At 45.0% G+C, this 26,517-nt stretch carries 17 protein-coding genes, 20 tRNA genes, 3 rRNA genes and 1 pseudogene; 9 read left to right on the top strand and 32 right to left on the bottom strand.

All coding sequences use genetic code 11. The features are described 5' to 3' along the window. Positions 1-50: 50 nt before the first annotated feature. Together ACF3OH_RS08850 and ACF3OH_RS08855 are read left to right on the top strand one after the other, a co-directional pair. Positions 51-392, top strand: coding sequence for a P-II family nitrogen regulator (locus ACF3OH_RS08850; RefSeq protein WP_204590526.1), 342 nt, complete (start codon positions 51-53; stop codon positions 390-392). 12 nt (positions 393-404) lie between these two features. After that, positions 405-1,679 (top strand): ammonium transporter, encoded by a 1,275-nt coding sequence (locus ACF3OH_RS08855; protein ID WP_392454153.1) that lies wholly within the window; start codon positions 405-407, stop codon positions 1,677-1,679. A 123-nt stretch (positions 1,680-1,802) separates the two neighbouring features. Here the strand turns inward: ACF3OH_RS08855 and ACF3OH_RS08860 are convergent. The 23 genes from ACF3OH_RS08860 to ACF3OH_RS08970 all read right to left on the bottom strand — a co-directional run bounded on the left by ACF3OH_RS08860 (position 1,803) and on the right by ACF3OH_RS08970 (position 8,717). Then, positions 1,803-1,874: transfer RNA gene (locus ACF3OH_RS08860), tRNA-Glu, on the bottom strand. A gap of 9 nt (positions 1,875-1,883) precedes the next feature. Continuing rightward, positions 1,884-1,974, bottom strand: a tRNA-Ser gene (locus ACF3OH_RS08865). A 5-nt stretch (positions 1,975-1,979) separates the two neighbouring features. Beyond that, positions 1,980-2,055 (bottom strand) — tRNA-Asn (locus ACF3OH_RS08870). 5 nt (positions 2,056-2,060) lie between these two features. After that, positions 2,061-2,137: transfer RNA gene (locus ACF3OH_RS08875), tRNA-Ile, on the bottom strand. A 3-nt stretch (positions 2,138-2,140) separates the two neighbouring features. Further along, positions 2,141-2,214 (bottom strand) — tRNA-Gly (locus tag ACF3OH_RS08880). A gap of 3 nt (positions 2,215-2,217) precedes the next feature. After that, a tRNA-Phe gene (locus tag ACF3OH_RS08885) sits at positions 2,218-2,293 on the bottom strand. A gap of 22 nt (positions 2,294-2,315) precedes the next feature. After that, a tRNA-Asp gene (locus tag ACF3OH_RS08890) sits at positions 2,316-2,391 on the bottom strand. A 2-nt stretch (positions 2,392-2,393) separates the two neighbouring features. Continuing rightward, positions 2,394-2,470: transfer RNA gene (locus tag ACF3OH_RS08895), tRNA-Met, on the bottom strand. 58 nt (positions 2,471-2,528) lie between these two features. Further along, positions 2,529-2,621 (bottom strand) — tRNA-Ser (locus ACF3OH_RS08900). Between the two features lie 15 nt (positions 2,622-2,636). Beyond that, positions 2,637-2,713, bottom strand: a tRNA-Ile gene (locus ACF3OH_RS08905). A 6-nt stretch (positions 2,714-2,719) separates the two neighbouring features. Then, positions 2,720-2,793, bottom strand: a tRNA-Met gene (locus tag ACF3OH_RS08910). 20 nt (positions 2,794-2,813) lie between these two features. After that, a tRNA-Ala gene (locus ACF3OH_RS08915) sits at positions 2,814-2,889 on the bottom strand. 21 nt (positions 2,890-2,910) lie between these two features. After that, a tRNA-Pro gene (locus ACF3OH_RS08920) sits at positions 2,911-2,987 on the bottom strand. A 5-nt stretch (positions 2,988-2,992) separates the two neighbouring features. Continuing rightward, positions 2,993-3,069, bottom strand: a tRNA-Arg gene (locus ACF3OH_RS08925). Between the two features lie 10 nt (positions 3,070-3,079). Next, positions 3,080-3,168: transfer RNA gene (locus ACF3OH_RS08930), tRNA-Leu, on the bottom strand. Between the two features lie 32 nt (positions 3,169-3,200). Beyond that, positions 3,201-3,275 (bottom strand) — tRNA-Gly (locus ACF3OH_RS08935). A gap of 23 nt (positions 3,276-3,298) precedes the next feature. Further along, a tRNA-Leu gene (locus ACF3OH_RS08940) sits at positions 3,299-3,383 on the bottom strand. A 14-nt stretch (positions 3,384-3,397) separates the two neighbouring features. Then, a tRNA-Lys gene (locus ACF3OH_RS08945) sits at positions 3,398-3,473 on the bottom strand. Between the two features lie 8 nt (positions 3,474-3,481). Continuing rightward, positions 3,482-3,557: transfer RNA gene (locus tag ACF3OH_RS08950), tRNA-Thr, on the bottom strand. 51 nt (positions 3,558-3,608) lie between these two features. Next, positions 3,609-3,684: transfer RNA gene (locus ACF3OH_RS08955), tRNA-Val, on the bottom strand. A gap of 3 nt (positions 3,685-3,687) precedes the next feature. After that, a 5S ribosomal RNA gene (gene rrf, locus ACF3OH_RS08960) occupies positions 3,688-3,803 on the bottom strand. A 247-nt stretch (positions 3,804-4,050) separates the two neighbouring features. After that, positions 4,051-6,976: ribosomal RNA gene (locus ACF3OH_RS08965) — 23S ribosomal RNA — on the bottom strand. 188 nt (positions 6,977-7,164) lie between these two features. Next, positions 7,165-8,717: ribosomal RNA gene (locus ACF3OH_RS08970) — 16S ribosomal RNA — on the bottom strand. The 16S, 23S and 5S rRNA genes sit together here with 20 tRNA genes alongside, the layout of an rRNA operon. 401 nt (positions 8,718-9,118) lie before the next feature. Between ACF3OH_RS08970 and ACF3OH_RS08975 the strand changes: the two genes are divergently transcribed. Next, positions 9,119-9,829, top strand: coding sequence for an MgtC/SapB family protein (locus ACF3OH_RS08975; protein ID WP_204591799.1), 711 nt, complete (start codon positions 9,119-9,121; stop codon positions 9,827-9,829). A gap of 11 nt (positions 9,830-9,840) precedes the next feature. After that, positions 9,841-10,840: pseudogene (locus tag ACF3OH_RS08980) on the top strand (cation diffusion facilitator family transporter). A gap of 66 nt (positions 10,841-10,906) precedes the next feature. On the opposite strand, the gene ACF3OH_RS08985 reads toward ACF3OH_RS08980, so the two are convergent. The 4 genes from ACF3OH_RS08985 to pruA form a co-directional block, all read right to left on the bottom strand. Further along, positions 10,907-12,070: an iron-containing alcohol dehydrogenase gene (locus ACF3OH_RS08985; protein WP_392456748.1), complete on the bottom strand. Its 1,164-nt coding sequence runs from the start codon at positions 12,068-12,070 to the stop codon at positions 10,907-10,909. A 103-nt stretch (positions 12,071-12,173) separates the two neighbouring features. After that, positions 12,174-13,418 (bottom strand): Glu/Leu/Phe/Val dehydrogenase, encoded by a 1,245-nt coding sequence (locus tag ACF3OH_RS08990; RefSeq protein ID WP_392454155.1) that lies wholly within the window; start codon positions 13,416-13,418, stop codon positions 12,174-12,176. Positions 13,419-13,488: 70 nt separating this feature from the next. Beyond that, positions 13,489-14,679 (bottom strand): ornithine--oxo-acid transaminase, encoded by a 1,191-nt coding sequence (locus ACF3OH_RS08995; protein ID WP_392454157.1) that lies wholly within the window; start codon positions 14,677-14,679, stop codon positions 13,489-13,491. A gap of 70 nt (positions 14,680-14,749) precedes the next feature. Further along, positions 14,750-16,294, bottom strand: a complete 1,545-nt coding sequence (gene pruA / locus ACF3OH_RS09000; protein WP_392454159.1) for an L-glutamate gamma-semialdehyde dehydrogenase — start codon at positions 16,292-16,294, stop codon at positions 14,750-14,752. Positions 16,295-16,439: 145 nt separating this feature from the next. Between pruA and ACF3OH_RS09005 the strand changes: the two genes are divergently transcribed. After that, positions 16,440-17,756, top strand: coding sequence for a sigma 54-interacting transcriptional regulator (locus ACF3OH_RS09005; RefSeq protein WP_392454161.1), 1,317 nt, complete (start codon positions 16,440-16,442; stop codon positions 17,754-17,756). A gap of 962 nt (positions 17,757-18,718) precedes the next feature. Here the strand turns inward: ACF3OH_RS09005 and yugI are convergent. From yugI to ACF3OH_RS09020, 3 genes are all read right to left on the bottom strand, one after another. After that, a complete protein-coding gene (gene yugI, locus ACF3OH_RS09010; protein WP_392454162.1) occupies positions 18,719-19,090 on the bottom strand; it encodes a S1 domain-containing post-transcriptional regulator GSP13 in 372 nt (123 codons plus the stop codon). A gap of 90 nt (positions 19,091-19,180) precedes the next feature. Then, positions 19,181-20,761, bottom strand: coding sequence for a hypothetical protein (locus tag ACF3OH_RS09015; protein ID WP_392454164.1), 1,581 nt, complete (start codon positions 20,759-20,761; stop codon positions 19,181-19,183). Next, a complete protein-coding gene (locus ACF3OH_RS09020) occupies positions 20,748-21,299 on the bottom strand; it encodes an RNA polymerase sigma factor (RefSeq protein ID WP_392454166.1) in 552 nt (183 codons plus the stop codon). The genes ACF3OH_RS09015 and ACF3OH_RS09020 overlap by 14 nt, the downstream gene beginning before the upstream one ends. Before the next feature lie 133 nt (positions 21,300-21,432). On the opposite strand from ACF3OH_RS09020, the gene ACF3OH_RS09025 reads away from it, so the two are divergent. Next, positions 21,433-22,764, top strand: coding sequence for a sodium-dependent transporter (locus tag ACF3OH_RS09025; protein WP_392454168.1), 1,332 nt, complete (start codon positions 21,433-21,435; stop codon positions 22,762-22,764). 92 nt (positions 22,765-22,856) lie between these two features. Beyond that, positions 22,857-23,069: a helix-turn-helix transcriptional regulator gene (locus ACF3OH_RS09030; RefSeq protein WP_392454170.1), complete on the top strand. Its 213-nt coding sequence runs from the start codon at positions 22,857-22,859 to the stop codon at positions 23,067-23,069. 35 nt (positions 23,070-23,104) lie between these two features. Here ACF3OH_RS09030 and ACF3OH_RS09035 read toward each other — a convergent pair whose 3' ends face one another. Continuing rightward, positions 23,105-23,365, bottom strand: a complete 261-nt coding sequence (locus ACF3OH_RS09035; protein WP_204591820.1) for a DUF1871 family protein — start codon at positions 23,363-23,365, stop codon at positions 23,105-23,107. A 74-nt stretch (positions 23,366-23,439) separates the two neighbouring features. Here ACF3OH_RS09035 and ACF3OH_RS09040 point away from each other — a divergent pair, with 74 nt between their 5' ends. Continuing rightward, on the top strand, positions 23,440-24,618 hold the full coding sequence (locus ACF3OH_RS09040) for a MalY/PatB family protein (protein WP_392454171.1): 1,179 nt from the start codon (positions 23,440-23,442) through the stop codon (positions 24,616-24,618). Positions 24,619-24,813: 195 nt separating this feature from the next. Here the strand turns inward: ACF3OH_RS09040 and ACF3OH_RS09045 are convergent, their stop codons facing one another. Further along, positions 24,814-25,056 carry a hypothetical protein gene (locus tag ACF3OH_RS09045; RefSeq protein ID WP_204591824.1) on the bottom strand — a complete coding sequence of 81 codons (243 nt, stop codon included), beginning with the start codon at positions 25,054-25,056 and terminating at the stop codon, positions 24,814-24,816. Between the two features lie 110 nt (positions 25,057-25,166). Here ACF3OH_RS09045 and ACF3OH_RS09050 point away from each other — a divergent pair, with 110 nt between their 5' ends. Further along, on the top strand, positions 25,167-26,399 hold the full coding sequence (locus ACF3OH_RS09050) for an MFS transporter (RefSeq protein WP_392454173.1): 1,233 nt from the start codon (positions 25,167-25,169) through the stop codon (positions 26,397-26,399). The last annotated feature ends 118 nt before the right edge of the window (positions 26,400-26,517 follow it).

Here is a 26,517-nt window from a genome sequence, read left to right on the forward strand (position 1 = left end):
CAGAAAATTAATTTTATGATGTTATATATTCTAACATTGGAGGTGCAAGTATGAAAAAGATAGAGGCAATTGTTCGACCAGATGTCTTCCCACAGATTCGACAAGCATTGGCTTTACACGGAATTGATGGATTTAGCGTGAGTGAGGTAGCTGGGATTGGAAAACAAGAAGGTCGCACAGGTCTGTTCCGAGGTAATAAATATGAGATGGAGTTTCATACAAAATTGAAACTTGAAATGGTTGTCGATGACACGGAAGTAAAGTCATTGACAGAGCTGATCGTAGAACATGCCTCTACTGGCAAAGTTGGAGATGGGAAAATTTTTATTTACCCAGTTGAAGAAGCAATTCGTATTCGCACAAAAGAGACGGGCACCGTTGCGGTCCACTAAGGAGGAAATCTAATGACACCTGAACTTTTACAATCATCTATTAATATGCTGTGGATCATGCTTGGTACAATTCTTGTTTTCTTTATGCATGCTGGATTTGCAATGGTCGAATCTGGTTTTACTCGATCAAAGAACACTGTAAACATACTCATGAAAAACTTTATTACCGTCTCTATTGCTTCTCTTCTCTATTTTGTAGTAGGCTATGCACTCATGTTCGGTGATTCATTCAATGGTTTGATTGGGACGAGTGGATTTGCACTTACAGGAGTCGATGATATTGCATTCTTCGTCTTCCAAGCCGTATTCGCTGCCACTGCAGCAACAATCATTTCAGGGGCTGTTGCTGAACGCATGAAACTATCTGCTTACTTTGTTCTAACCATTGCAATGGTTACCGTTATTTACCCAGTTGTTGGCCACTGGATTTGGTCTGGTGGTTGGCTTGCACAATTAGGTTTTATAGATTTTGCAGGCTCAACAGTTGTCCACTTGACCGGTGCTACTGGAGCTCTTGTTGCAGCGGCAATTTTAGGCCCACGTATTGGTAAATACACAGGGAAAAAAGTAAATGTCATCCCAGGTCATAGTATTCCTCTTGGCGCATTAGGTGTATTCATTCTATGGTTGGGTTGGTTTGGATTCAATGGAGCAAGTACTTTAGCGGCAGATCCTGCTGTAGTCCCTTCAATTATCACAAATACATTACTGGCTGCATCAGCAGGTGTCGTCTCAACTGCACTATACACGAAACTCCGCTACGGTCAAATCGATGCTTCACTTACTCTGAATGGAGCATTAAGTGGACTTGTGGGAATCACTGCAGGAGCAGCTAATGTGAGCCTCCCTTCTGCGATAATAATTGGTTTTATTGCAGGAATTGTAATGACAGAGGGAATTCGACTACTGGATGCAAAACTTCGCGTAGACGATCCAGTCGGTGCAATTACAGTTCACGGAATTATTGGTGTATGGGGAACGCTTGCAGTAGGACTGTTCGATACAGCATCGGGCCTCTTTACAACCGGAAGTGTTTCTTTACTTGGTATTCAGCTTGTTGGAGTACTAGCTGTAATCGCTTGGGTATCCGTATCAACGGCAGGAGTTGTTTTAGTGACGAAGGGCATTAGCGGAATCCGTGTATCTGAGGAAGAAGAAGTTACAGGTCTGGATTATGTAGAACATGGCACTAGTGCTTATGAAGTGCGAGAAACTTACGGAGCAGCATTTGATCGTACTGAACCATTCGCACAGCGCTTAACAGAGTTAGGAAAATCTTATTCCTGATTTAATTTACAAAAAGCCAGTAGAGACTCTGATTCTATCAGAGCTTCTACTGGCTTTAAAATGTATCGCTTTATTACAAATAAAAAGCACATCCTTCATTAAAGAAGAATCTGCTTTTTGCGATGACCCCTACGGGATTCGAACCCGTGTTACCGCCGTGAAAGGGCGGTGTCTTAACCGCTTGACCAAGGGGCCAATGCATGATGGCGGAGAAGGAGGGATTTGAACCCTCGCGCCGGTTGCCCGACCTACACCCTTAGCAGGGGCGCCTCTTCAGCCACTTGAGTACTTCCCCATCAATGGCTCCGAAGGCAGGACTCGAACCTGCGACCTGCCGGTTAACAGCCGGATGCTCTACCAACTGAGCTACTTCGGAATACATGGTGGGCCTAAATGGACTCGAACCATCGACCTCACGCTTATCAGGCGTGCGCTCTAACCAGCTGAGCTATAGGCCCATTTGGAGCGGGTGAAGGGAATCGAACCCTCATCACCAGCTTGGAAGGCTGGGGTTTTACCACTAAACTACACCCGCAAATGGTGGCTCAGGACGGAATCGAACCGCCGACACAAGGATTTTCAGTCCTTTGCTCTACCAACTGAGCTACTGAGCCGATTATGTATTTTTCAAAAAAATGGCGGTCCCGACGGGAATCGAACCCGCGATCTCCTGCGTGACAGGCAGGCATGTTAACCGCTACACCACGGGACCATTGGTTGCGGGGGCAGGATTTGAACCTGCGACCTTCGGGTTATGAGCCCGACGAGCTACCGAGCTGCTCCACCCCGCGACAATATTATTCTGTTTCTAGTGAAAGCTAAGCTTCATTACCCAGTAGCTTTAAAAAATGGAGGAGGTAGAGGGATTCGAACCCCCGCGCGGTTTGACCCGCCTGTCGGTTTTCAAGACCGATCCCTTCAGCCGGACTTGGGTATACCTCCGCTGTGTGATTATACTGGTGGACCTTGCAGGACTCGAACCTGCGACCGGACGGTTATGAGCCGTCTGCTCTAACCAACTGAGCTAAAGGTCCTTAAGATGGCGGCCGAGGGGATCGAACCCCCGACCTCACGGGTATGAACCGTACGCTCTAGCCAGCTGAGCTAGGCCGCCATAATAAGTATAAGAATAATTGGTGGAGCCTAGCGGGATCGAACCGCTGACCTCCTGCGTGCAAGGCAGGCGCTCTCCCAGCTGAGCTAAGGCCCCATAATGGGTATCAGGTTTAAATGGTCGAGAAGACAGGATTCGAACCTGCGACCCCTTGGTCCCAAACCAAGTGCTCTACCAAGCTGAGCTACTTCTCGTATTATGGCGCGCCCGGCAGGAGTCGAACCCACAACCTTCTGATCCGTAGTCAGACGCTCTATCCAATTGAGCTACGGGCGCATAATATAAGTGGTGCCGAGGACCGGAATCGAACCGGTACGGTAGTCACCTACCGCAGGATTTTAAGTCCTGTGCGTCTGCCAGTTCCGCCACCCCGGCAAGGGTATTGTATGTAAGGCATTTAAGAAATATGGAGCGGAAGACGAGGTTCGAACTCGCGACCCCCACCTTGGCAAGGTGGTGTTCTACCACTGAACTACTTCCGCATTGTATACATGTCATATGAAAATGGTGCGGGTGAAGGGAGTCGAACCCCCACGCCTTGCGGCGCTAGATCCTAAGTCTAGTGCGTCTGCCAGTTCCGCCACACCCGCATGTTCATATAAAATGGTGAGCCATGAAGGACTCGAACCTTCGACCCTCTGATTAAAAGTCAGATGCTCTACCAACTGAGCTAATGGCTCTCTTGAAGTGGTGCCGGCGAAAGGACTTGAACCCTCAACCTACTGATTACAAGTCAGTTGCTCTACCAGTTGAGCTACACCGGCACGGTGTTGAATCTAGTTACATAGCCCAAGCTATTTCACTTTTTAAATAAATGGTGGAGGATGACGGGATCGAACCGCCGACCCCCTGCTTGTAAGGCAGGTGCTCTCCCAGCTGAGCTAATCCTCCATTGCCTAGCGACGTCCTACTCTCACAGGGGGAGACCCCCAACTACCATCGGCGCTGAAGAGCTTAACTTCCGTGTTCGGTATGGGAACGGGTGTGACCTCTTCGCCATCATCACTAGACTGGCTATTCATTTGTTGAAAGACAAGGTTTATTATATCAAACCCACCCGGTATTACAAGTGTTTTCTCAATAAAATTTGTTCTTTCAAAACTGGATAGAATGACAATTGATTGTGTTCAGATATGGAATCGAGTTCTGGCTCCTAGAAATACACTCCACAAGCTGTCAGCCCCATCGAGGTAGAACCTCGCTGTGTCTGCCATCTTATCTCGGCATTTCTGGACAGTCGCCGCCACATCTAAAATTTTGGTTAAGTCCTCGATCGATTAGTATTCGTCAGCTCCACACGTCGCCGTGCTTCCACCCCGAACCTATCTACCTCATCGTCTTTGAGGGATCTTACTTACTTGCGTAATGGGAAATCTCATCTTGAGGGGGGCTTCATGCTTAGATGCTTTCAGCACTTATCCCGTCCACACATAGCTACCCAGCGATGCCTTTGGCAAGACAACTGGTACACCAGCGGTGTGTCCATCCCGGTCCTCTCGTACTAAGGACAGCTCCTCTCAAATTTCCTACGCCCACGACGGATAGGGACCGAACTGTCTCACGACGTTCTGAACCCAGCTCGCGTACCGCTTTAATGGGCGAACAGCCCAACCCTTGGGACCGACTACAGCCCCAGGATGCGATGAGCCGACATCGAGGTGCCAAACCTCCCCGTCGATGTGGACTCTTGGGGGAGATAAGCCTGTTATCCCCGGGGTAGCTTTTATCCGTTGAGCGATGGCCCTTCCATGCGGAACCACCGGATCACTAAGCCCGTCTTTCGACCCTGCTCGACTTGTAGGTCTCGCAGTCAAGCTCCCTTCTGCCTTTACACTCTTCGAATGATTTCCAACCATTCTGAGGGAACCTTTGGGCGCCTCCGTTACACTTTAGGAGGCGACCGCCCCAGTCAAACTGTCCGCCTGACACTGTCTCCTGCCCGGGTCACGGGCATGGGTTAGAACTTCAATACAACCAGGGTAGTATCCCACCGACGCCTCCTCCGAAGCTGGCGCTCCGGGCTCTTAGGCTCCTACCTATCCTGTACAAGTTGCACCAAAGTTCAATATCAGGCTACAGTAAAGCTCCACGGGGTCTTTCCGTCCTGTCGCGGGTAACCTGCATCTTCACAGGTACTATAATTTCACCGAGTCTCTCGTTGAGACAGTGCCCAGATCGTTACGCCTTTCGTGCGGGTCGGAACTTACCCGACAAGGAATTTCGCTACCTTAGGACCGTTATAGTTACGGCCGCCGTTTACTGGGGCTTCAATTCGCACCTTCGCTTGCGCTAAGCACTCCTCTTAACCTTCCAGCACCGGGCAGGCGTCAGCCCCTATACGTCACCTTACGGTTTTGCAGAGACCTGTGTTTTTGCTAAACAGTCGCCTGGGCCTATTCACTGCGGCTCTCTCGGGCTTTCACCCTGTCAGAGCACCCCTTCTCCCGAAGTTACGGGGTCATTTTGCCGAGTTCCTTAACGAGAGTTCACTCGCTCACCTTAGGATTCTCTCCTCGACCACCTGTGTCGGTTTGCGGTACGGGCACCTCCCGCCTCGCTAGAGGCTTTTCTTGGCAGCGTGAAATCAGAAACTTCGGACTATGTCCTCCTCATCACAGCCTGGTGTTATAGATGCGGGATTTGCCTCACATCACACCTCACTGCTTGAACGTGCACATCCAACGGCACGCTTCCCTATCCTACTGCGTCCCCCCATCACTCAAATGGCGGGGAGGTGGTACAGGAATATCAACCTGTTGTCCATCGTCTACGCCTATCGGCCTCGACTTAGGTCCCGACTGACCCTGAGCGGACGAGCCTTCCTCAGGAAACCTTGGTCATACGGTGGATGGGATTCTCACCCATCTTTCGCTACTCATACCGGCATTCTCACTTCTAAGCGCTCCACCTGTCCTTCCGGTCAGACTTCGACGCCCTTAGAACGCTCTCCTACCACGCATACCCTAGGTATGCATCCACAGCTTCGGTGAACCGTTTAGCCCCGATACATTTTCGGCGCAGCGTCACTCGACCAGTGAGCTATTACGCACTCTTTAAATGATGGCTGCTTCTAAGCCAACATCCTGGTTGTCTAAGCAACGCCACATCCTTTTCCACTTAACGGTTACTTGGGGACCTTAGCTGGTGGTCTGGGCTGTTTCCCTCTTGACTACGGATCTTATCACTCGCAGTCTGACTCCCAGATACAAATCATCGGCATTCGGAGTTTGTCTGAATTCGGTAACCCGGGATGGGCCCCTAGTCCAAACAGTGCTCTACCTCCGAGATTCTTCATCTGAGGCTAGCCCTAAAGCTATTTCGGAGAGAACCAGCTATCTCCAGGTTCGATTGGAATTTCTCCGCTACCCACACCTCATCCCCGCACTTTTCAACGTGCGTGGGTTCGGACCTCCAGTGAGTGTTACCTCACCTTCATCCTGGACATGGGTAGATCACCTGGTTTCGGGTCTACGACCCCATACTCATTCGCCCTGTTCAGACTCGCTTTCGCTGCGGCTCCGTCTCCTCGACTTAACCTTGCATGGAATCGTAACTCGCCGGTTCATTCTACAAAAGGCACGCTATCACCCATTAACGGGCTCTAACTACTTGTAGGCACACGGTTTCAGGATCTCTTTCACTCCCCTTCCGGGGTGCTTTTCACCTTTCCCTCACGGTACTGGTTCACTATCGGTCACTAGGGAGTATTTAGCCTTGGGAGATGGTCCTCCCGGATTCCGACGGAATTTCACGTGTTCCGCCGTACTCAGGATCCACTCTGGAGGGCAATGGGTTTGGACTACAGGACTCTTACCTCGTGTCGTGGGCCTTTCCAGACCGCTTCGTCTACCCCTTGCCTTTGTAACTCCGTATAGAGTGTCCTACAACCCCAAGAGGCAAGCCTCTTGGTTTGGGCTCTTCCCGTTTCGCTCGCCGCTACTCAGGGAATCGATTTTTCTTTCTCTTCCTCCAGGTACTTAGATGTTTCAGTTCCCTGGGTCTGCCTCCGACCAGCTATGTATTCACTGGAAGGTAACACGCCATTACGCGTGCTGGGTTTCCCCATTCGGAAATCTCCGGATCAAAGCTCACTTACAGCTCCCCGAAGCATATCGGTGTTAGTGCCGTCCTTCATAGGCTCCTAGTGCCAAGGCATCCACCGTGCGCCCTTCCTAACTTAACCTAAGTTAGTGCTCTCCATGAAGAAGAGACTTAAGGTCACACGTCAATTCACTTGACGTTGTGTTTTGTTACAATCAATGTCGTTCTATCCAGTTTTCAAAGAACAGGTTGTTGAATGTATGAACATTCAAAACTGAACTGCAAGACGTCAAGTCAAGACCCGAGGGTCTGTTCCGAAATAATCCTTAGAAAGGAGGTGATCCAGCCGCACCTTCCGATACGGCTACCTTGTTACGACTTCACCCCAATCATCTGTCCCACCTTCGGCGGCTGGCCCCATAAAGGTTACCCCACCGACTTCGGGTGTTACAAACTCTCGTGGTGTGACGGGCGGTGTGTACAAGGCCCGGGAACGTATTCACCGTGGCATGCTGATCCACGATTACTAGCGATTCCAGCTTCATGTAGGCGAGTTGCAGCCTACAATCCGAACTGAGAATGGTTTTATGGGATTGGCTCCCCCTCGCGGGTTCGCAGCCCTTTGTACCATCCATTGTAGCACGTGTGTAGCCCAGGTCATAAGGGGCATGATGATTTGACGTCATCCCCACCTTCCTCCGGTTTGTCACCGGCAGTCACCTTAGAGTGCCCAACTGAATGCTGGCAACTAAGATCAAGGGTTGCGCTCGTTGCGGGACTTAACCCAACATCTCACGACACGAGCTGACGACAACCATGCACCACCTGTCACCGCCGTCCCCGAAGGGAAGGCCTAGTCTCCTAGGCGGTCGGCGGGATGTCAAGACCTGGTAAGGTTCTTCGCGTTGCTTCGAATTAAACCACATGCTCCACCGCTTGTGCGGGCCCCCGTCAATTCCTTTGAGTTTCAGTCTTGCGACCGTACTCCCCAGGCGGAGTGCTTAATGCGTTAGCTGCAGCACTAAGGGGCGGAAACCCCCTAACACTTAGCACTCATCGTTTACGGCGTGGACTACCAGGGTATCTAATCCTGTTTGCTCCCCACGCTTTCGCGCCTCAGCGTCAGTTACAGACCAGAAAGCCGCCTTCGCCACTGGTGTTCCTCCAAATCTCTACGCATTTCACCGCTACACTTGGAATTCCGCTTTCCTCTTCTGCACTCAAGTCCCCCAGTTTCCAATGACCCTCCACGGTTGAGCCGTGGGCTTTCACATCAGACTTAAGGGACCGCCTGCGCGCGCTTTACGCCCAATGATTCCGGACAACGCTTGCCACCTACGTATTACCGCGGCTGCTGGCACGTAGTTAGCCGTGGCTTTCTAATGAGGTACCGTCAAGGTACCGGCAGTTACTCCGGTACTTGTTCTTCCCTCACAACAGAGTTTTACGATCCGAGAACCTTCTTCACTCACGCGGCGTTGCTCCATCAGACTTTCGTCCATTGTGGAAGATTCCCTACTGCTGCCTCCCGTAGGAGTCTGGGCCGTGTCTCAGTCCCAGTGTGGCCGATCACCCTCTCAGGTCGGCTACGCATCGTCGCCTTGGTGGGCCGTTACCCCACCAACTAGCTAATGCGCCGCGGGCCCATCCTGTAGTGACAGCCGAGGCCGCCTTTCAACACCGGACCATGTGGTCTGGTGGATTATTCGGTATTAGCCCCGGTTTCCCGGAGTTATCCCAATCTACAGGGCAGGTTGCCCACGTGTTACTCACCCGTCCGCCGCTGAATCTGGAGGAGCAAGCTCCTCCTTCATCCGCTCGACTTGCATGTATTAGGCACGCCGCCAGCGTTCGTCCTGAGCCAGGATCAAACTCTCCATAATAGAGAACTTAATATAAGCTCATTTTGTTGCTGACTTAATTTTTGAACGTCCATCACAACCGTTTATAGGGAGTGACTTGGTTCGTGTTTGCGTCACGCACACCCAACGGGGGTTGGGGTGGTGACGCTCTATCTTGACGTCTTGCATGTTCAGTTTTCAATGTTCATTTTGTGTGTCACTCATTTTGGCGACTCACTTAGTATAACTCGCTGCCCTATTCAGTGTCAAACACTTTTTTAAAATAATTTATCAGCTCGGCTGATATTTTTTTAAGGACAAGTAATAATATACCGTGTGTACTTTTAAATAGCAAGTACTATTTTAAAAAAGGAGAAACTATTTTTTAATCCACCTTTTTCCCTTCATATATATATGAGAGAATGAAAAAAAGGAGGATGTATATGGAAATACTCTTCGATCATGTTGAAGTACTAATCAAGTTAAGTTTAGCTGCCTTCCTGAGTTTAATTATAGGACTCGAACGAGAACTCAAAAAGAAGCCAGTCGGATTGAAGACTTCTATTGTAATCGCAACCTTTAGTTGCTTGCTCACCTATATCTCTATTGAAGCCGCGTACATTGCTGAGGGGCGAGATGATATCAATATCACAATGGATCCCCTTCGTTTGGCTGCTCAAATTGTGAGTGGTATCGGATTTCTTGGTGCGGGAGTTATATTGCGAAAAGGAAATGATAGTATAACCGGGCTTACAACTGCTGCAATGATATGGGGAGCTGGCGGAATAGGTATAGCAGTTGGTGCAGGATTTTATATTGAAGCGGCTGCTAGCGTGTTTATTGTTTTAGTCGGAGTCGAACTTATTCCTCCCCTATTGACACGGCTTGGTCCGCAAAGATTACGGATGCGAGATATGTCTCTTCACCTGTGGCTATCCGATTCAAAACATATTGATCCAGCAATTGAGTATATTCAACAACAAGGAGGGAAAATACAAAGCATCCAAATAAAAGATCATTCAATGGAATTAATGCCACAGCATCAGCTGCATCTCCGTATCTCAATGATCAATAAAGTGAAGCCAAATGAGTTTTATCATCTATTAAAAAGGCAATCCTATATTATCGCAATAGAAATTGAAGCAATTGATTAGGAGGAAACGGAATGAGTGGATTTGTTGGATTGCTTAAAGGAGGAAATAAACCTTCTTTAATGGCGGCTGTTGTGAATACGTTTATTGCATTTATGAAAGGTGGCGCATTTTTACTTACCGGTAATGTAGCAATGTTTGCCGAAATGATGCACTCTTTTGGAGATGCTGCCAATCAGTTTTTTTGTTTTTATAGGTTCTGCCTTATCGAAGAAAGCACCTACACCTCGATTCCCTAATGGTTTTGGACGTCTTGTAAACTTAGTTGTTCTTGGCGCAATTATCATTGTTGGAATTCTAGCGTATGAAACGATTAAAGAAGGGTGGCATCATATTCTTCACCCTACTGAATCTGGTGGAATCACAATTGTCCTTATCGTTTTATTAATCGCCTTCCTTTTAGAAATATTTGTGCTCTATAAAGCCGGGAAAGAAGTATTACATGAAGCGCATGTCAAAGGCGGATTTTTAGCACCTCTGACAAAAAGTTTTACTCACTTGAATCGAGCAAAACCCGCAACGAAATTAGTCTTTATGGAAGATTTGGTCGCCACTGCAGGAAACCTTCTAGCAGCGATTGCCGTAATTATCGCGTACTATACAGATTTTCTTGCAATCGAAGGCACCGTTTCTATCATCATTGGTCTTATGATGTTTTATGTAGTCGGGAAAGTATTTTTAGAAAATGCTAGAGGTGTCATTGGAGAAACAGATGAACAAATGTTAAATCATATTGCTTACTTGATTTCAGATAACCCCAAAATTAAAGACATCAAAACTTTAGAAGTCGTAAAGGAAGGAGAATATCTCCACGTTGAAACTTTGGTTGAGATTGATCATACTTTAATATTTGATAAGATTGATGATATTCAAGATGAATTATCAAAGCAGATTCTAAGTCAACCTGGTGTAACAGATGTTGTCATCTCGTTCGATGAAGACGACGGTGTAAAGTCTTGGAAACACCATAAAGAACCACCAACTACGTTAAAAACTCACGATGTAAAGAACTAAGCCTAAAAAAAATCAGGTTCCTCTCTCACTTAGAAGAGAAGATCCTGATTTTTATTTTGCGTTCATTTAAAGTGCCGCTTTTAAAATACTTCGAACATCCTCAGCTTGCAATTTCTTAAAGTTGCCAAATGGACCGTAAACTAGCGTCTTATCAACCATGTCTTCGATACGCTCGTCTCCGATTTCGTAATCACTTAATTTCTGCGGTGCACCAATAGACGTCCAGAACTCGACGAGACGGTCAATTCCTTCATGAGCAACCTCTTCATCAGACTTCCCTTCCGGATTCACACCAAATACTTTAACAGCCATTCGTGCAAAACGTGCAGGATTTACCTCGACGTTATGACGCATCCATTCTGGGAAGATGATTGCGAGACCTCCAGCATGCGGAATGTCATAGATAGCAGATACCGCGTGCTCGATGTTGTGACTAGCCCAGTCTCCGTTATAGCCCATCTGCAAGAAGTTATTTAATCCTAACGTCCCTGCAAACAAGATCGTCTCACGGTGTTCATAGTTCGTTAAGTCTTCCATTAGTTTTGGAGCTGTTTCGATTACAGCACGCAAAACGCCCTCAATCATTTCATCTTGAACAGGTGTGTTCGTACCATTGTTGTAATACTGTTCAAACATATGTGACATCATATCAACTACACCATAGACAGTTTGATCAGCAGGAACTGTAAATGTGTGTTCAGGATCTAAAATTGAGAATTTCGGAAAACTGAATGGACTTCCCCATCCGTACTTCTCTTCTGTCTCTTCATTTGTTATAACAGAGCCTGCATTCATCTCAGAACCTGTTGCTGCTAATGTCAAGACCGTTCCAAGTGGTAAAGCTTCTTTAGGTTGTGCTTTGCGTGTAACAAAGTCCCATGCATCTCCATCGTATTTCGCTCCTGCAATAATCAACTTCGCGCAATCGATCACAGATCCACCACCAACTGCAAGGACTGCATCGATATCATTTTCCTTACAGATTTCAATTCCTTTTTTCGCAGTCGAAAGACGTGGATTCGGCTCGACTCCGGATAATTCAAATACTTCAAATCCTCCAGCAGATAATTCCGCCATCACTTTATCGTATAGACCATTCTTTTTAATGCTACCGCCGCCATAAACGACCAAAATTTTCTTACCGAAAGGTGCGAGCTCTTGTTGTAGTGAAGCGAGTTGCCCTTTTCCAAAAATTAATTTTACTGGATTGTAAAAACTAAAAGCATTCATCAAACCGCTCCTTTCTTTTATCATTCTTATCCTACCTCTTCTTGTCCTTCACGTCTAATAGAAGGCATCAAAAAAGCCCCCCATGCAGGGGAGCTTGGTGTGATTAAACCCAACCACGGAAGCGTGACGCTTCTGCAGTTCTGCGTACACCGACCATATAAGCCGCTAAACGCATGTTGATGTTCCGTGTCGATGCAACGTTATAGATGTTTTCAAATGCATCCACCATCTTTTTGTGAAGCTTTTCGCTCACTTCTTCTTCAGTCCAGTAGTACCCTTGGTTATTCTGTACCCACTCGAAGTACGATACCGTTACGCCACCTGCAGATGCAAGTACGTCTGGAACTAGCAAGATGCCACGCTCATGAAGGATTTTTGTCGCTTCAGCAGTCGTCGGTCCGTTCGCTGCTTCCACTACGATTGTAGCTTTGATGTTATGTGCATTATCCGATGTGATTTGATTTTCGATTGCTGCCGGTACAAGAATGTCACAATCTAACTCGAGTAAGTCTTGGTTTGAAATTGTATTTTCAAACAAAGTCGTTACTGTTCCGAAAGAGTCACGACGATCTAACAAGTAATCAATGTCAAGTCCGTTCGGATCGTGAAGGGCACCATATGCATCTGAAATTCCGATTACTTTAGCACCTTGATCGCTCAAGAACTTCGCTAAGAAGCTTCCAGCATTACCAAAGCCTTGAATAACAACACGTGCTCCCGTCATATCAATGCCAACTTTTTTAGCTGCTTCATTAATACAAATCGTTACCCCTTGTGCAGTTGCACGGTCACGTCCTTGAGATCCCCCTAACACCAAAGGTTTACCTGTGATAAATCCTGGTGAGTTGAATTCATCGATTCGGCTGTACTCATCCATCATCCATGCCATGATTTGTGCATTTGTAAACACATCTGGAGCTGGGATGTCCTTTGTTGGTCCAACAATTTGACTCACAGCACGAACGTATCCACGGCTTAGACGCTCTAACTCGCCCATTGACATTTCACGCGGATCACATGTTACTCCACCTTTCCCTCCACCATAAGGTAGATCGACGATGCCACATTTTAGGGTCATCCACATGGAAAGGGCTTTCACTTCTTCATCTGTTACGCCAGGGTGGAAACGCACTCCACCTTTTGTTGGTCCGACCGCATCATTGTGCTGTGCGCGGTATCCAGTAAATACTTTGACAGTGTTGTCATCCATACGGACTGGGATACGTACTTCAAGCATACGTAACGGTTCTTTTAACAATTCATACATTGCTTCATCGTAGCCTAGTTTGTGTAATGCTTCTTGAACAACTGCCTGTGTCGATGTAAACAGGTTTAAATTTTCAGCCATTTTATCAATTCGCCTCTTTAGTAGTAATAGTAGAATTCAGATTCATTGTACCATAGTCAATTGGAATTTGTTATGCAAAAACTTTTTTTATGCGCTCTAATGCCCAGTCTAATTCTTCTTTTGTGATGACAAGAGGTGGAGCAAAACGAATAACTGTGTCATGCGTCTCTTTACACAACAAACCAAGCTCTTTTAACTGCTCACAGTATGGACGTGCGGCTTCGTTTAGTTCAAGACCGATAAATAATCCACGGCCACGTACTTCTTTAATAGAAGCGTGATCCAATTTTTGAAGTTCTTCTTTGAAGTAGTTTCCTAGATCTTCTGAACGCTTCGCTAGATCTTCGTCCACAAGTACTTCTAATGAAGCAATCGAAACGGCACAAGCAAGTGGGTTCCCACCGAATGTAGAACCGTGTGAACCTGGGTTAAATACGCCAAGTACGTCGCGGTCTGCAACAACACATGAGATTGGGAATACCCCGCCGCCAAGTGCTTTTCCTAAGATATACATGTCTGGATGAACGCCTTCCCACTCAGAAGCAAACATACGACCAGTTCGAGCAAGACCTGCTTGAATTTCATCTGAAATGAACAACACGTTGTTTTCTTCGCAAAGCTCTTTTGCAGCTTTCATAAATCCAGCTGGTGGAATTACGATACCTGCTTCACCTTGAATGGGCTCCATCATGAAAGCAGCAGTGTTTGGTGTAATCGCAGCTTTTAATGCCTCAAGATCGCCGTAAGGAATCAGTTTTATACCCGGTAACATCGGGCCGAATCCACGCTTGTACTCTGGGTCAGAAGATAACGATACAGCTGTCATCGTACGGCCATGGAAGTTTCCTTCGCACGCGATGATTTCAGCTTGATCTTCAGCAACACCTTTGACATCATATGCCCAACGACGTGCTGCTTTAAATGCTGTTTCTACAGCTTCTGCTCCTGTGTTCATTGGAAGTGCCATTTCTTTACGTGATAATTTAGTAATTAACTCGTACCACGGGCCGAGTTGATCATTGTGAAATGCACGTGATGTGAGTGTTACACGTTCCGCTTGATCTTTTAGTGCTTGAATGATACGTGGGTGACGGTGTCCTTGGTTTACAGCAGAATACGCCGACAACATATCCATGAATTTGTTTCCTTCTGGATCTGTAACCCATACGCCTTGCGCTTCTGAGATGACGATTGGTAGTGGATGGTAGTTATTTGCACCAAATTTTTCTGTTTGTTCGATTACAGCAGTTGTTTTTGACATCTATTTTTCCTCCTTATCTATGTACAAAAAGGCAGACGCACCAAGGTGATGGCCTGCCCTCTTGACGAGATTACAGCATTTCTGAAGTTGTTTTTGCTTGCATGTGTAACTGGATGTAATCCGGTCCACCCGCTTTTGAATCTGTACCTGACATGTTAAATCCGCCGAATGGTTGGTATCCAACGATTGCACCTGTACAGCCACGGTTGAAGTAAAGGTTTCCAACGTGGAACTCTTCGCGTGCTTTTTCGATATTCATACGGTTTGTTGAGATAACCGCTCCAGTTAATCCATACTCTGTATTGTTCGCAATTTCTAATGCGTGATCGAAATCTTTTGCAGAAGTGATTGCAAGAACTGGTCCGAAGATTTCTTCTTGCATGATACGCGCTTGTGGATCTACGTCTTTGAATACAGTTGGTTGGATGAAGAACCCTTGTGAATCATCACCAGTACCACCTGTTAACAATTCGCCTTCACCTTTACCGATTTCAATGTATTCCATGATTTTCTTGTATGCAGAACCATCGATAACAGGACCCATGAAGTGCTCATCGTGATCTGGAACACCTACAGTTAACTCGTCTGTTAATTCTTTCACGCGTGCTACGACTTGATCGTATACGTCTTCTACGATGACTGCTCGTGAACATGCTGAACATTTTTGACCGCTGAAACCAAAAGCAGATTTCACGATAGATGTTGCAGCTAATTCTAGATCTGCTTCTTTATCTACTACGATTGTATCTTTTCCGCCCATTTCAAGGATTGTGCGTTTGATCCAGATTTGACCTGGAGAAAGTTTTGCTGATTTTTCAACAATTCCAAGACCAACATCACGTGAACCTGTGAAGCTGATTAGACGAGTACGTGGGTGTTCTACTAGGTAGTCACCAATCTCAGCGCCAGAACCTGGGATGAAGTTGACAACGCCTGCTGGCATACCAGCTTGCTCAAGTACTTCAACGAATTTGTAAGAAACGATTGGAGTTGTTGAAGCTGGCTTCAATAGAACTGTGTTCCCTGCTACCATTGCTGCTACTGCTGTACCTGCCATGATTGCAAATGGGAAGTTCCATGGAGAGATAACAACTGCTACACCTAGTGGAATGTAGTTGAACTGGTTGTACTCACCTGGACGTGATTCTACTGGGTACCCTTCTTTTAACTTCAACATTTGACGACCATAGTACTCTAGGAAGTCAATCGCTTCTGCCGCTTCTACGTCTGCCTCTACCCAAGTCTTCCCTGCTTCTTTCGCAAGAAGGCCAGAGAACTCGAATTTACGGCGACGCATGATCGCTGCTGCTTTGAAAAGAACATCTGCACGTGTTTCAGGTTTTATTTTGCTCCACGTTTTAAATGTTTCGTCTGCAATATTCATAGCTTTTTCAGCGATGTCACGTGTTGCTTTTGAAACGCTACCTACAACTTCTGTTTTATTCGCTGGGTTGTAAGAAACAATTTTATCTTCAGTTGTGATACGCTCTCCGCCAACGATTAATGGATACTCTTCACCCATATAGCCTTCGACAGTTTGAATACCTTCCTTGATTTTGCGTTTGTTTTCTTCTAATGAGAAATCTGTGAATGCTTCGTGTTTGTATGGAATCATGTGAGAAACATCCTCCCTTATTTAGTATAGTGCAAAAATTATTTGCACTTCGTTTTCATTTACATATATAATAATGCAAAAGATTGTTGCGTTTTTCAAGTGATATATTGTATTTTCCTCAAATTTTTTTTAGGAAGTGACCATCATGAATGAAAATTCCCAATATTTAGGGCCTTTTTACCGATTTGCCATAGACCAAGTTGGAGTGGGTGTCCATGCAATAGATAAAAATGGCAAAACGGTTCTCTATAATGATCAAATGCGAAAAATTGAAGGACTTCATTCTACCGATGTAGAAGACCGGTCGATACTTGAAGTATTCCAGTTTGAAAAAGAAGAGAGTACGTTATTACATGTATTATCAACAGGAAAGCCGGTTAATCGTGTAAAGCAGACGTACTGGAATAACAAGGGACGAGAAATCACGACGATTAATGATACGTATCCCATTTTTGAACAAGGACAACTCATTGGTGCAATTGAGTTTGCTCGCGATATTACAGCTCTTGAGCGACTCGTCTATCAACCACTTCGCCGGTACAATGAGCCCATTACCTTAAGTTCTTTAACCGCCGTGTCCGAAACAATGCGCCTCGTGATTTCGAAAGCAAAAAGTGCTGCTCAAGTGCGGATGCCTCTGTTATTGATTGGAGAGGCAGGCACAGGGAAAGATTTGATTGCAGAAGGCATTCATCACCAGTTGACGCCTTCGAATGATCAGTTCATCAGTCTGTTCTGTCATAGTTCTGACCCTCTGCTCGTCAATAAATTCCGGGAAGAGTTGAAAAATGTATCGAATTCTACTATTTTTTGTGAGCGAATCGACTTACTCTCACTCGAGTTGCAAAAAGAGTTGCTTCACATTTTACAAACTTCAACCGGAAAACATAACCTCTTTATAGCAAGTATAGGAAGTGATCCAATTGATTTAGTTGCCAGTCGGTCACTGAGTCGCGACCTGTACTACTATTTTGCAAGTATGACCATTACCGTTCCCCCACTGCGAGAACGAAAAGAAGATATTGTACCATTTGTGGAAGATTACCTACGCCGTTTAGAAGATCGCCACGGGCAAAGCAAGGTCACGATTGATAGTAAGGTACAGGAGTTATTGCTGAGCTATGATTGGCCAGGGAATTTAAAAGAGCTTGAGTTATTGTTAGATGAAACGTCTACTATGCTTACGATGGAATCCACCCTTACAGAGGACCTGCTACCTGTGCAGTTTCGCTATAAGTTAGCGGTTCAAGATAAATCGCAAGTGACCGCTTCAGATTTTCTGCTGACATCCGAAAAAGACTTAATGCCACTTGATCAGTATTTACGGGAAGCGGAGACGTATTATCTGCAGAAAGCGGTAGAGAAGTTTGAAGGGAATATTACGAAAGCAGCGGAGGCGCTTGGGATGAGCAGGCAGAATCTGCAGTACAGGTTGCGGAAGTTGCGGAATGCACGGAATTAGATGTGGAGCCGACTGTTCAGAAATTGTGCGAGAAGACAGCGTGGACTGTGAAGCGCTCTTTGCTTCATAGGCCGCGATGGCTTCTTGCGGGATTTCTAGGAGGCGCAACTCGATTACAATTAGATGTGGAGCCGACTGTTCAGAAATTGTGCGAGAAGACAGCGTGGCCTGTGAAGCGCTCTTTGCTTCATAGGCCGCGATGGCTTCTTGCGGGATTTCTAGGAGGCGCAACTCGATTACAATTAGATGTGGAGTGGACTGACTGCACACCAGAATGTACTTTAAAAATCTAGAATCATCTTACGATGTTTGCTTTTAAGGTCAAATTAAGAACGAAAAGGACTGGGGCCGCTCGAATCGAGCGGCCCCAGCGCGAGTCTTCTTAGTTTTCTCTTGCGCAATCATCTCCAGCTGAATCTGGCTAGTTCAAGTGCTTCTTACCAGGAAGTTGTTCCTTACATCGACTTCGATACGGCTTCGCCTCTACAACTTCCTCGAAGGTGACCGGTGTGCTTCAAAAAACATCAGTACTGACAGGCTGTGCTAACGCAAGGCCTGACTTAGCAATCTAACAATCACAATCGAGGACGGCGGGCGAGTGCAAAGGGATTTTAAGGTGAAGACTTATAGGGTGACAGGCACCGAATAGAAATGGCACTTGATTACCTGTTGATGTTTACTAAGTATTCATCGGATTTACACCGGATGACTTTTTAGTGGCAACAAATCTCGGAGGCCAGGTCGCCATTTCCCGGGCCATCAGGGTTTTCCCGAGACCCGGCAACGAAGATGAAAGTGCTCTTCTTTCATCTTACGTGGGGAGGCTCGGGGAAACCCTCCCAGGAAATGGTGACCTGGGTGGAGGGATTTACTGATATGAAGAGGTGAATATTGACAGGAACCTTTTCATTCAACACAAAAGGGAGTTTCTCAAATTACGAGAAACTCCCTTTTCTTATTTTTTACTTGAGTGATTTACGGATCCAGCCATCGAGCTTGCTTTTCAATGTGTCGAATCCGCCGGCATCTTGTTCATCGATTCGTTCCTGCAACGGGATACGTCCCTTGTCATCTCGCTTGTGATAAAACGGACGGTCTTGCAGCGCACGTAGCGATAAGCTGATCTTACTCTCTCTCTTATCAATTTCAAGCACTTTCACTTTCACGGCTTGCCCGACTTGTAAAAAGTCATTGATATCACGCACATAGCCGTACGTAATTTCTGAAATGTGGATTAGCCCTTGCGTGTCGTCTGACAGACTGACAAAAGCTCCGTATGGTTGAATACCTGTGACAATACCCGTTACAACATCTCCCACTTTGTAATTTTTCATAAGGATTGCTCCATTCTAGTTTTAAAGAAATCGCCTCTACGGCCACCTTTAGTATAGCATAAAATGAAGACTTATTCATTATTCTGAACATTATTGTGTAGGCATGAATGGCATTTTCCAGCCATCTTCGGTTTTGATCAATTGGAATAGCATGACAGGTGTATCATGAGTACTTGCTCCCCTTTCTGTTAATTCCACCTCTACCAAACCAGTTTCATTCCCATTTAAATCTAAACCTTGGTTTATAAATGTGTATGCTTTTACATACTTTTGCAATGGTAAGTATTCAATGGAGCCTGAAGCTAAATATTCATCCTTTGGAATTTGTAAATAACGCTCATCTTGTATATATAGTTCGTAGCGAAGTTCAAGTTCTCCAAGTTGCCCATAGTAATGATATAGCCCGACAATTTCTTCAGGAGACAATGCTTTATATTTATCTAATCCTGGAACTAACGCAAGTTCCTTAAAGTAATTATGGATGCGCTGTTCAAACTGAGCATCTACAAGAACAGCGTCGCCTTTTGATTGGGCTACTTTATATTTCGCACTATCCATTTCCCTGATATAAATTTGTGCGTCTTCATAACTGATATTTTCCCAGGTAGTAGATGATGTCCATCCAGTATCTAGCATTTCTTTCACGATTGGAGCAAAAACTGCATGGACAACAGTGTTTTCTGGTTGCTCAGCTAAATGTTTCCACTGATCTTGAACTTCCTTTTTTAGTACTCCGTTCTCGAAAAGAATGGCTTGATGATCTTTCTGATTTTCACTCATCGTACCTTTTAGAGTCAGATACAATAGATTCGCAACGCGATGCGATTCACCTTCTATTGTAATCGCCTCATCACTAATGCTCTCCTCAATTTCAATTAAAGAGCGAGCAGTTAGTTCATATGGATAAATCATTTCTCCTGCTTCGGTTAATTTTCCTAGCGCATAAAACTTGATCAACCCTTCAAATTTCGGATGTAGAATTTGAGATAACGTGGGAAGTTGACTTTCAGGTATTTGAACGTCTGAAGCAACTACATCGGACCCAACTTCCTCAAAATCCAATAGTTTTCGCATATAAGAGGAGAGTACATAACCTGATTCTTCTAACGAACGCTTTGTATGAAAACTATTTTCATATTGCTGAGCTAGAAATTCTTCTGGAGTCGTCAAAATCCAGGATAATTCATCAACTGCAGTCTCTATAATACTTTCCTCAGTATCCCCATATGCGTCGTGATAGTCTATAAAATCGACAGACATAAAATGGTTTCTCCCTTGGTCCGCATAAACAACCGCCTGAATCTGACTAAACTCTTCATCGTCCAGTCCCATCTTCACTCGCGCTTCTTCACGAATTTCTGCGTACTGACGGTCGATTTCTTGAGAGATATAGACAAAATCAAGCCCACTCTCTGAGACCTCTTCTTTTTCTTCCTCTTCTGAAGCAGAATTCGTCGGTGGATTGACCAAACTCATGGCGAAAAGGAATAGTGTAAAAATGGCCGCTACACTGATGAGTGGAACAATCCAGTTATTCTTCGGACGTTTCGGACGCACGGGCTCTTTAGTTGTCAAGGCAGTTAGTACCGCCTTCGGGTCGGTGCGCTCTTCCATTTCCTCGTAGCCTTTTTTGAGCTTGTTCATGCGTTCTTCAAAGTTATGATTGTCCACTTAGCTTCGCCTCCTGTTCTTCAAAAGCCGTGCGCAATAAATCTTTGGCTCGATGAATGCGGATTTTAACCGTGCCTAACGTCAAACTTAAAATTGTCGCGATTTCTGAATAAGAACACTCCTGAAAATAATAAAGCACAAGTGGTACGCGATATTTTTCATCCAGGTTCTGAATTTGAAGATGCAATTCTCGGTCTGCTTCCGATTGCAAGAAAGTATCTTCCGAAGTCTGACCTTGTAAAACACCTTTTTCGTGTAGACGCTTTTCTTTTCTCGTCTCTTGCGTCTCTTTACGATAGTGGTCACGCGTCGTATTCAGTGTGACTTTATACAGCCACGTCGTGAAACGATCTCGTTGGAATTGATGAAGAAATCGATAGAGTCGAATGAATACTTCTTGCGAGATGTCTGGAACATCGTCGTAGTCGGCTCCGCACTGGTAAGCGAACCGTTCGACAGTCCCTCTGTATGTATAGATGAGCTCCTCATATGCAGAAAGATCTCCTTGTTGGGCTGCTTCAATAAGTTTGACAGTCACCTTGTTCCCCCCTTGCTAGTAATGGTACGGAAGTTGACCGAGAGAAGTTACAAAATCCGGTAAACTTTTTCCACTTTGTTTTTCAGCTGATTTCATATACAATAAGGCAATTAGTTTTGAAAGTAGGTTTTTTATGAAACGCGATTCGTTTGGTTCAAAAATTGGATTTATTCTGGCAGCTGCCGGTTCAGCAATTGGCTTAGGAGCCATATGGAAGTTCCCGTATATGGCCGGAACAAATGGCGGTGGCGCATTTGTGCTGTTATTCATTTTGGCAACATTGATTATCGGCTTACCTATTTTATTAGCAGAGTTTGTGATTGGACGACGCGGCCAAGCAGATGCTGTCACAAGTTTTCAACGATTGAGTAACACGAAAGCATGGGCTTGGATTGGTCGCGCTGGCTTTGTATTCTCGTTTATTATTTTGTCGTTCTACTCCGTTGTTGGTGGATGGATTTTGACGTACCTCTGGATATCGATCAAACAACTAGTGACGACAGCGACCATTGACTATGAAGCAACTTTTACATCGATGATTGCAAACCCGTGGCAAGCGATTTTTGCACAGGCCATTTTTATGGTACTCACGATTTTGATTGTTTCAGGTGGAATTAAAGGAGGAATTGAGCGCGCTAGCAAATGGATGATGCCGGCTCTTTTCATTTTCTTCATCTTATTAGCTATTCGTTCCTTGTCTCTTGACGGAGCAATGGAAGGCGTTCGCTTTTTACTTGTTCCAGATTGGAGTGCCGTAACGTGGGAGACCGCTTTAATGGCACTAGGCCAAGCATTCTTCTCACTGAGTGTGGGTGTTTCTGGCATGATCACGTATGCTTCTTATTTGTCGAAAGAGACCAATTTGCCGCAGTCTGCGAGTAGTGTAGCCGGCATGAATATCTTTATTTCACTTCTTGCTGGACTTGTGATTTTCCCAGCAGTATTTGCATTAGGCTATTCACCGGATGAAGGACCTGGTCTTGTGTTCATCATCTTACCGGCTGTGTTTGGTGAGATTGCATTCGGTTCCCTGTTCATGTTGCTGTTTTTTGTTCTATTGCTCTTCGCGACGTTAACGTCTTCTATCAGCATGTTAGAAATTACGGTGTCCATTGCCATTAAAAAGAAGTATGACAGACGCCGTCGAGCTGCCATTTTGATGGGTGTTTTTATTTTTATATTTGGAATTCCGAGTGCGTTATCGTTCGGTGTATTATCGGACTTTACGCTTGCAGGTCGAACGTTCTTTGATAACGCGGACTACATTGTGAATAATTTTGGTTTACCGCTTGGGGCTCTGTTCATCTCGTTGTTCGTTGGATATGCGATGAGTAAACAAGCGACCCAGGAAGAATTAAACATGAGTCCCGTGCTCTATTCAATCTGGCATGCCACTGTGCGGTATTTAGCACCCCTTCTTATTGCTGTGATTTTGATTCAACAAATCATTGAGGCATTCGAGTGACAATTGTACGAGTTTCGTCACGTTTTCTGATTAATTCGTAAATGGAAATATGGTACTATAACTTATATATAAGAAGAAAGGGTGTAGTGATCATGTCTGTAGATTTAGCCAGTCAACTAAAGCGACTACGTGAAGAACGCAATATGTCACTTGAAGACCTATCCTTAAAAGTACGAATTGGCGCTGCCAAACTGCAAGCATACGAAACTGGCGAGGAAGTCCCTTCTACGCAAACACTTTTAAAGCTTTCAAACGCTTTGGAAGTTCCTGCGTCGAATTTGCAAGACGGACTTTCTTCTCTATAAGAAATCCCTGTGGATAATTTCCACAGGGATTTTTGTTAAAGTGTGCATGTGACGGCGAGTTTTAAAGCAATCAATTTGTAGGAGACTTCCATACATTTCTCAAGAGGAATCCATTGTTCAAATGAATGCTCGTACACAAGTTGAATATGGTGCGCAACATCGGATGGATGATCTGCTCCTTGAAGAAATGCAACAACATCTGCCGCTTCTGCTGCATAGTTGCCCGATCCTAATTGGAAAGGATCCCAGTCTTCAAGAACGCGCACAGCTTGCTTATTCATTTCAATTTGATGCATAGTTTCACCTTATTTTCTATAGTAGTCTGCTATATAATAGCATAGAACATTTAAATTGGAAGGAGAATTGTCTAATGTATGATTTTCAAACAGTACATACACGTCGGAACACAGATTCCATCAAGTGGGATTGGTTAAATGAGGTCTATTCTGTAAAACACGGAGAAGAAATTTTACCTATGTGGGTTGCTGATATGGATTTTGCTCTCCCTGCTTTTATCGAGGATGCACTCGTGGAAAGAATTCGAGGGGGTGTGTTTGGCTATTCTTTTCCTGGAGATACCGCATCACAATCCGTCATTGATTGGGTTGCAAAACGACATGGGACGACGATTGAAAAAGATTGGCTCCTCTATGAGTCTGGTGTAATCCCATCTATGTCACTCGCAATTGAAACATTTACAGAGCCAGGAGACCGTGTTTTAGTCCACGGACCCGTTTATCCTCCTTTCCGTAATACGCCTGCAAATCTAAAACGTGAAGTTGTAACGTTTAGCCTAACAGAGTTTAGTGGAGAGTATTCAATTGACTTCGACAAGTTTGAAGCAGCTTTGGCCGATTCAATCTCTGCTTTTATTTTCTGTAATCCGCACAATCCCGGTGGAAAAGTGTGGTCACGCGAAGACGTGAAAAGAATTGCAGATCTGTGCGCGAAACACAATGTACTTCTTATTTCAGATGAAATTCATGCGGATTTAGTGTTTGCACCACACAAACATACCACGGCTTTATCCGTCGCCGAGTCCACAGATCACATCATTACGTGTATGGCTCCTACAAAAACGTTTAACTTAGCAGGGTTGCAAGCAGCCTATATGATCGTGACAGATGCGACTAAACGAGCAAAGTTGAAAGAGTCCGCTATGAATGCTGCTCATATGGGGATGACCGTGCTTGGTACAACTGCTATGCGTGCTGCTTATGAACACGGGGAAGCGTGGGTGGACGAATTGCTTGGACAATTGCAGCACAATATGAACTATGTTGCAGATCGCCTACATGAAGAAGTCCCTGGCGTATTAGTTCCAATGCCGGAAGCTACCTATCTTCTATGGATTGATTACCGAAAACTCGGGATAACTGAAAAAGATATGATGCATGCGCTATTGCATGAAGGAAAGCTTGCACTTGAGCCAGGTACTAAGTATGGTCCTGAAGGGGATGGATTCCTACGAATGAATGTGGCGTGTCCATTTGAAACCGTGAAAGATGGCGTGGAACGGTTTATTACAGCCGTAAATACTGTTAAATAGATAAGAAATTTTAGAATCCACTCCGCGTTCCATGGGAGCACTCCCGAACCTCCTCTTGGTTACCCAAAGCTAGCGCTTTGCTCCCCTCTGCGGGGTTTCGGAAGCACTCTGATCCATCGGAAGTCTACGTGGATTCTAAAACTTCACCAACCTTGAACAGATTCATAAACAATTCATAAAAAAGAGCAGGACAGTCTAATTCGACTGCTCCTGCTCTTTTTCTGCTTTCAATCGTTCTTCTAATTGCCGTGCTTGCTCTGCTTCAATCGCAGATCGTTTCAACAACCAACGAATCACTAATGCGGCTAAAATCAATACACCTACTAGTTGCAGCACGACTGGTATATATTCAGTCTTATCTTCAGGAAAATAGAGATAGAGAAACAATAGTTCAAACACTACGTCATCTTCTTTCTTTGTCGGTTTAATCGTCCTCATTTTAACACAAGTTAAGGAAAGGGCAAAAGAATTGAGCATTTCCCTTTCTTCGCCTCACGAAATGTTTTATACTAGAACTATGAGATGCATTGCAAGAAAGAAGGGATACCATGCACTCAAAGAAAAACTTTCAAATCATGTGGGGCACAAATTTTTTAGTTGCCAGCACAATGACTATGATTATGCCTTTTTTGGCCCTATATATCGATACATTTGGTGATTTTTCAGATGCATATGTTCAAAAATGGTCGGGACTAGTTTTTGGTGCCACATTTATCACAGCATTTTTAATGTCTCCTATTTGGGGACGCATCGCAGATAAATATGGATATAAACCAATCCTTGTGTTAAATGGATTTGGTATTGCGTTATCAGTCCTGTTGATGGGATTCGTCCAATCGGTTGAGGCTTTTTTTGTGTTACGACTGTTTATGGGTGTAGTAACAGGATTCATTCCAACTTCTTTGGCTTTCATCAGTGCCTCTACTCCTAAAGAAATTGCAGGGAAGACTCTAGGTACTTTGCAAATGGGGAGTGTAGCAGGTACTTTGTTTGGTCCTATACTCGGCGGCCTACTTGCGGATGCTTTTGGCTTTTCTTATACCTTTATCATTGCGGCAGTTGCAGTTTCATTATCTGCTGTCATCGTCTTATTCTTTATTCGAGAAGACAAGGTTGTGAAAAAGAAAAATGCGCATCAGTATTCTCGTAAAACTGTGATCGCTGGTATTCTTCATCACCGGTTAATCTGGAATGTCCTTGTCATTACTGCTCTAATTCAGATTGGGTTATTCAGTGTCCAACCCCTCCTATCGCTTTATGTAGGAGAATTAACAAACGCCGCAAACCTGGCCTTCTTAGCAGGACTCGCCTTCAGTGCTGCAGGTGTTGGAAACTTGATGTTTACTAGAGCATGGGGAAAATTTGGAGATAGCTACGGGTATGAGAAAATTCTCGTTTTATTATTAGCCCTCAGTGTAGTCTTCATTCTCCCGCAAGCTTTTGTGACATCACTTTGGCAACTAGTTGTTCTTCGCTTCTTATTCGGTATTGCAGCTGGTGGTCTCGTTCCGATCACGACAGCTATCATTCGTCGCGAAGCACCGGTTGAAGTGCAAGGTGAATTAATGGGATACAACACGAGTGCACGATTCCTCGGGAATATTATCGGTCCGATTTTTGGTGGCTTTGTAGCTGGCTGGGTCGGTATCTCGACAGTATTTGTTGTAACAGGTGCACTGTTCGTAGTTGCGCTCATTGTCTTAACATATGTACGCAAATCACCTCAGCAAGATTTTGAAGAAGTGCTGCTTGAAGAAGAATTGCATATGAAAGCTACGTAAAACCGGTTGAAGAACCGGTTTTTTTATTGGATTTTTTTCGTTTTCTTCATATATATTACTCATCAAAGCCTATCAGCTCTAGGATTGTCACAAGTGCATTTGTCCTATTTTTAAGGTA

Source organism: Chryseomicrobium aureum, assembly GCF_043182735.1.
In the GTDB taxonomy this organism is placed as follows: domain Bacteria; phylum Bacillota; class Bacilli; order Bacillales_A; family Planococcaceae; genus Chryseomicrobium; species Chryseomicrobium aureum.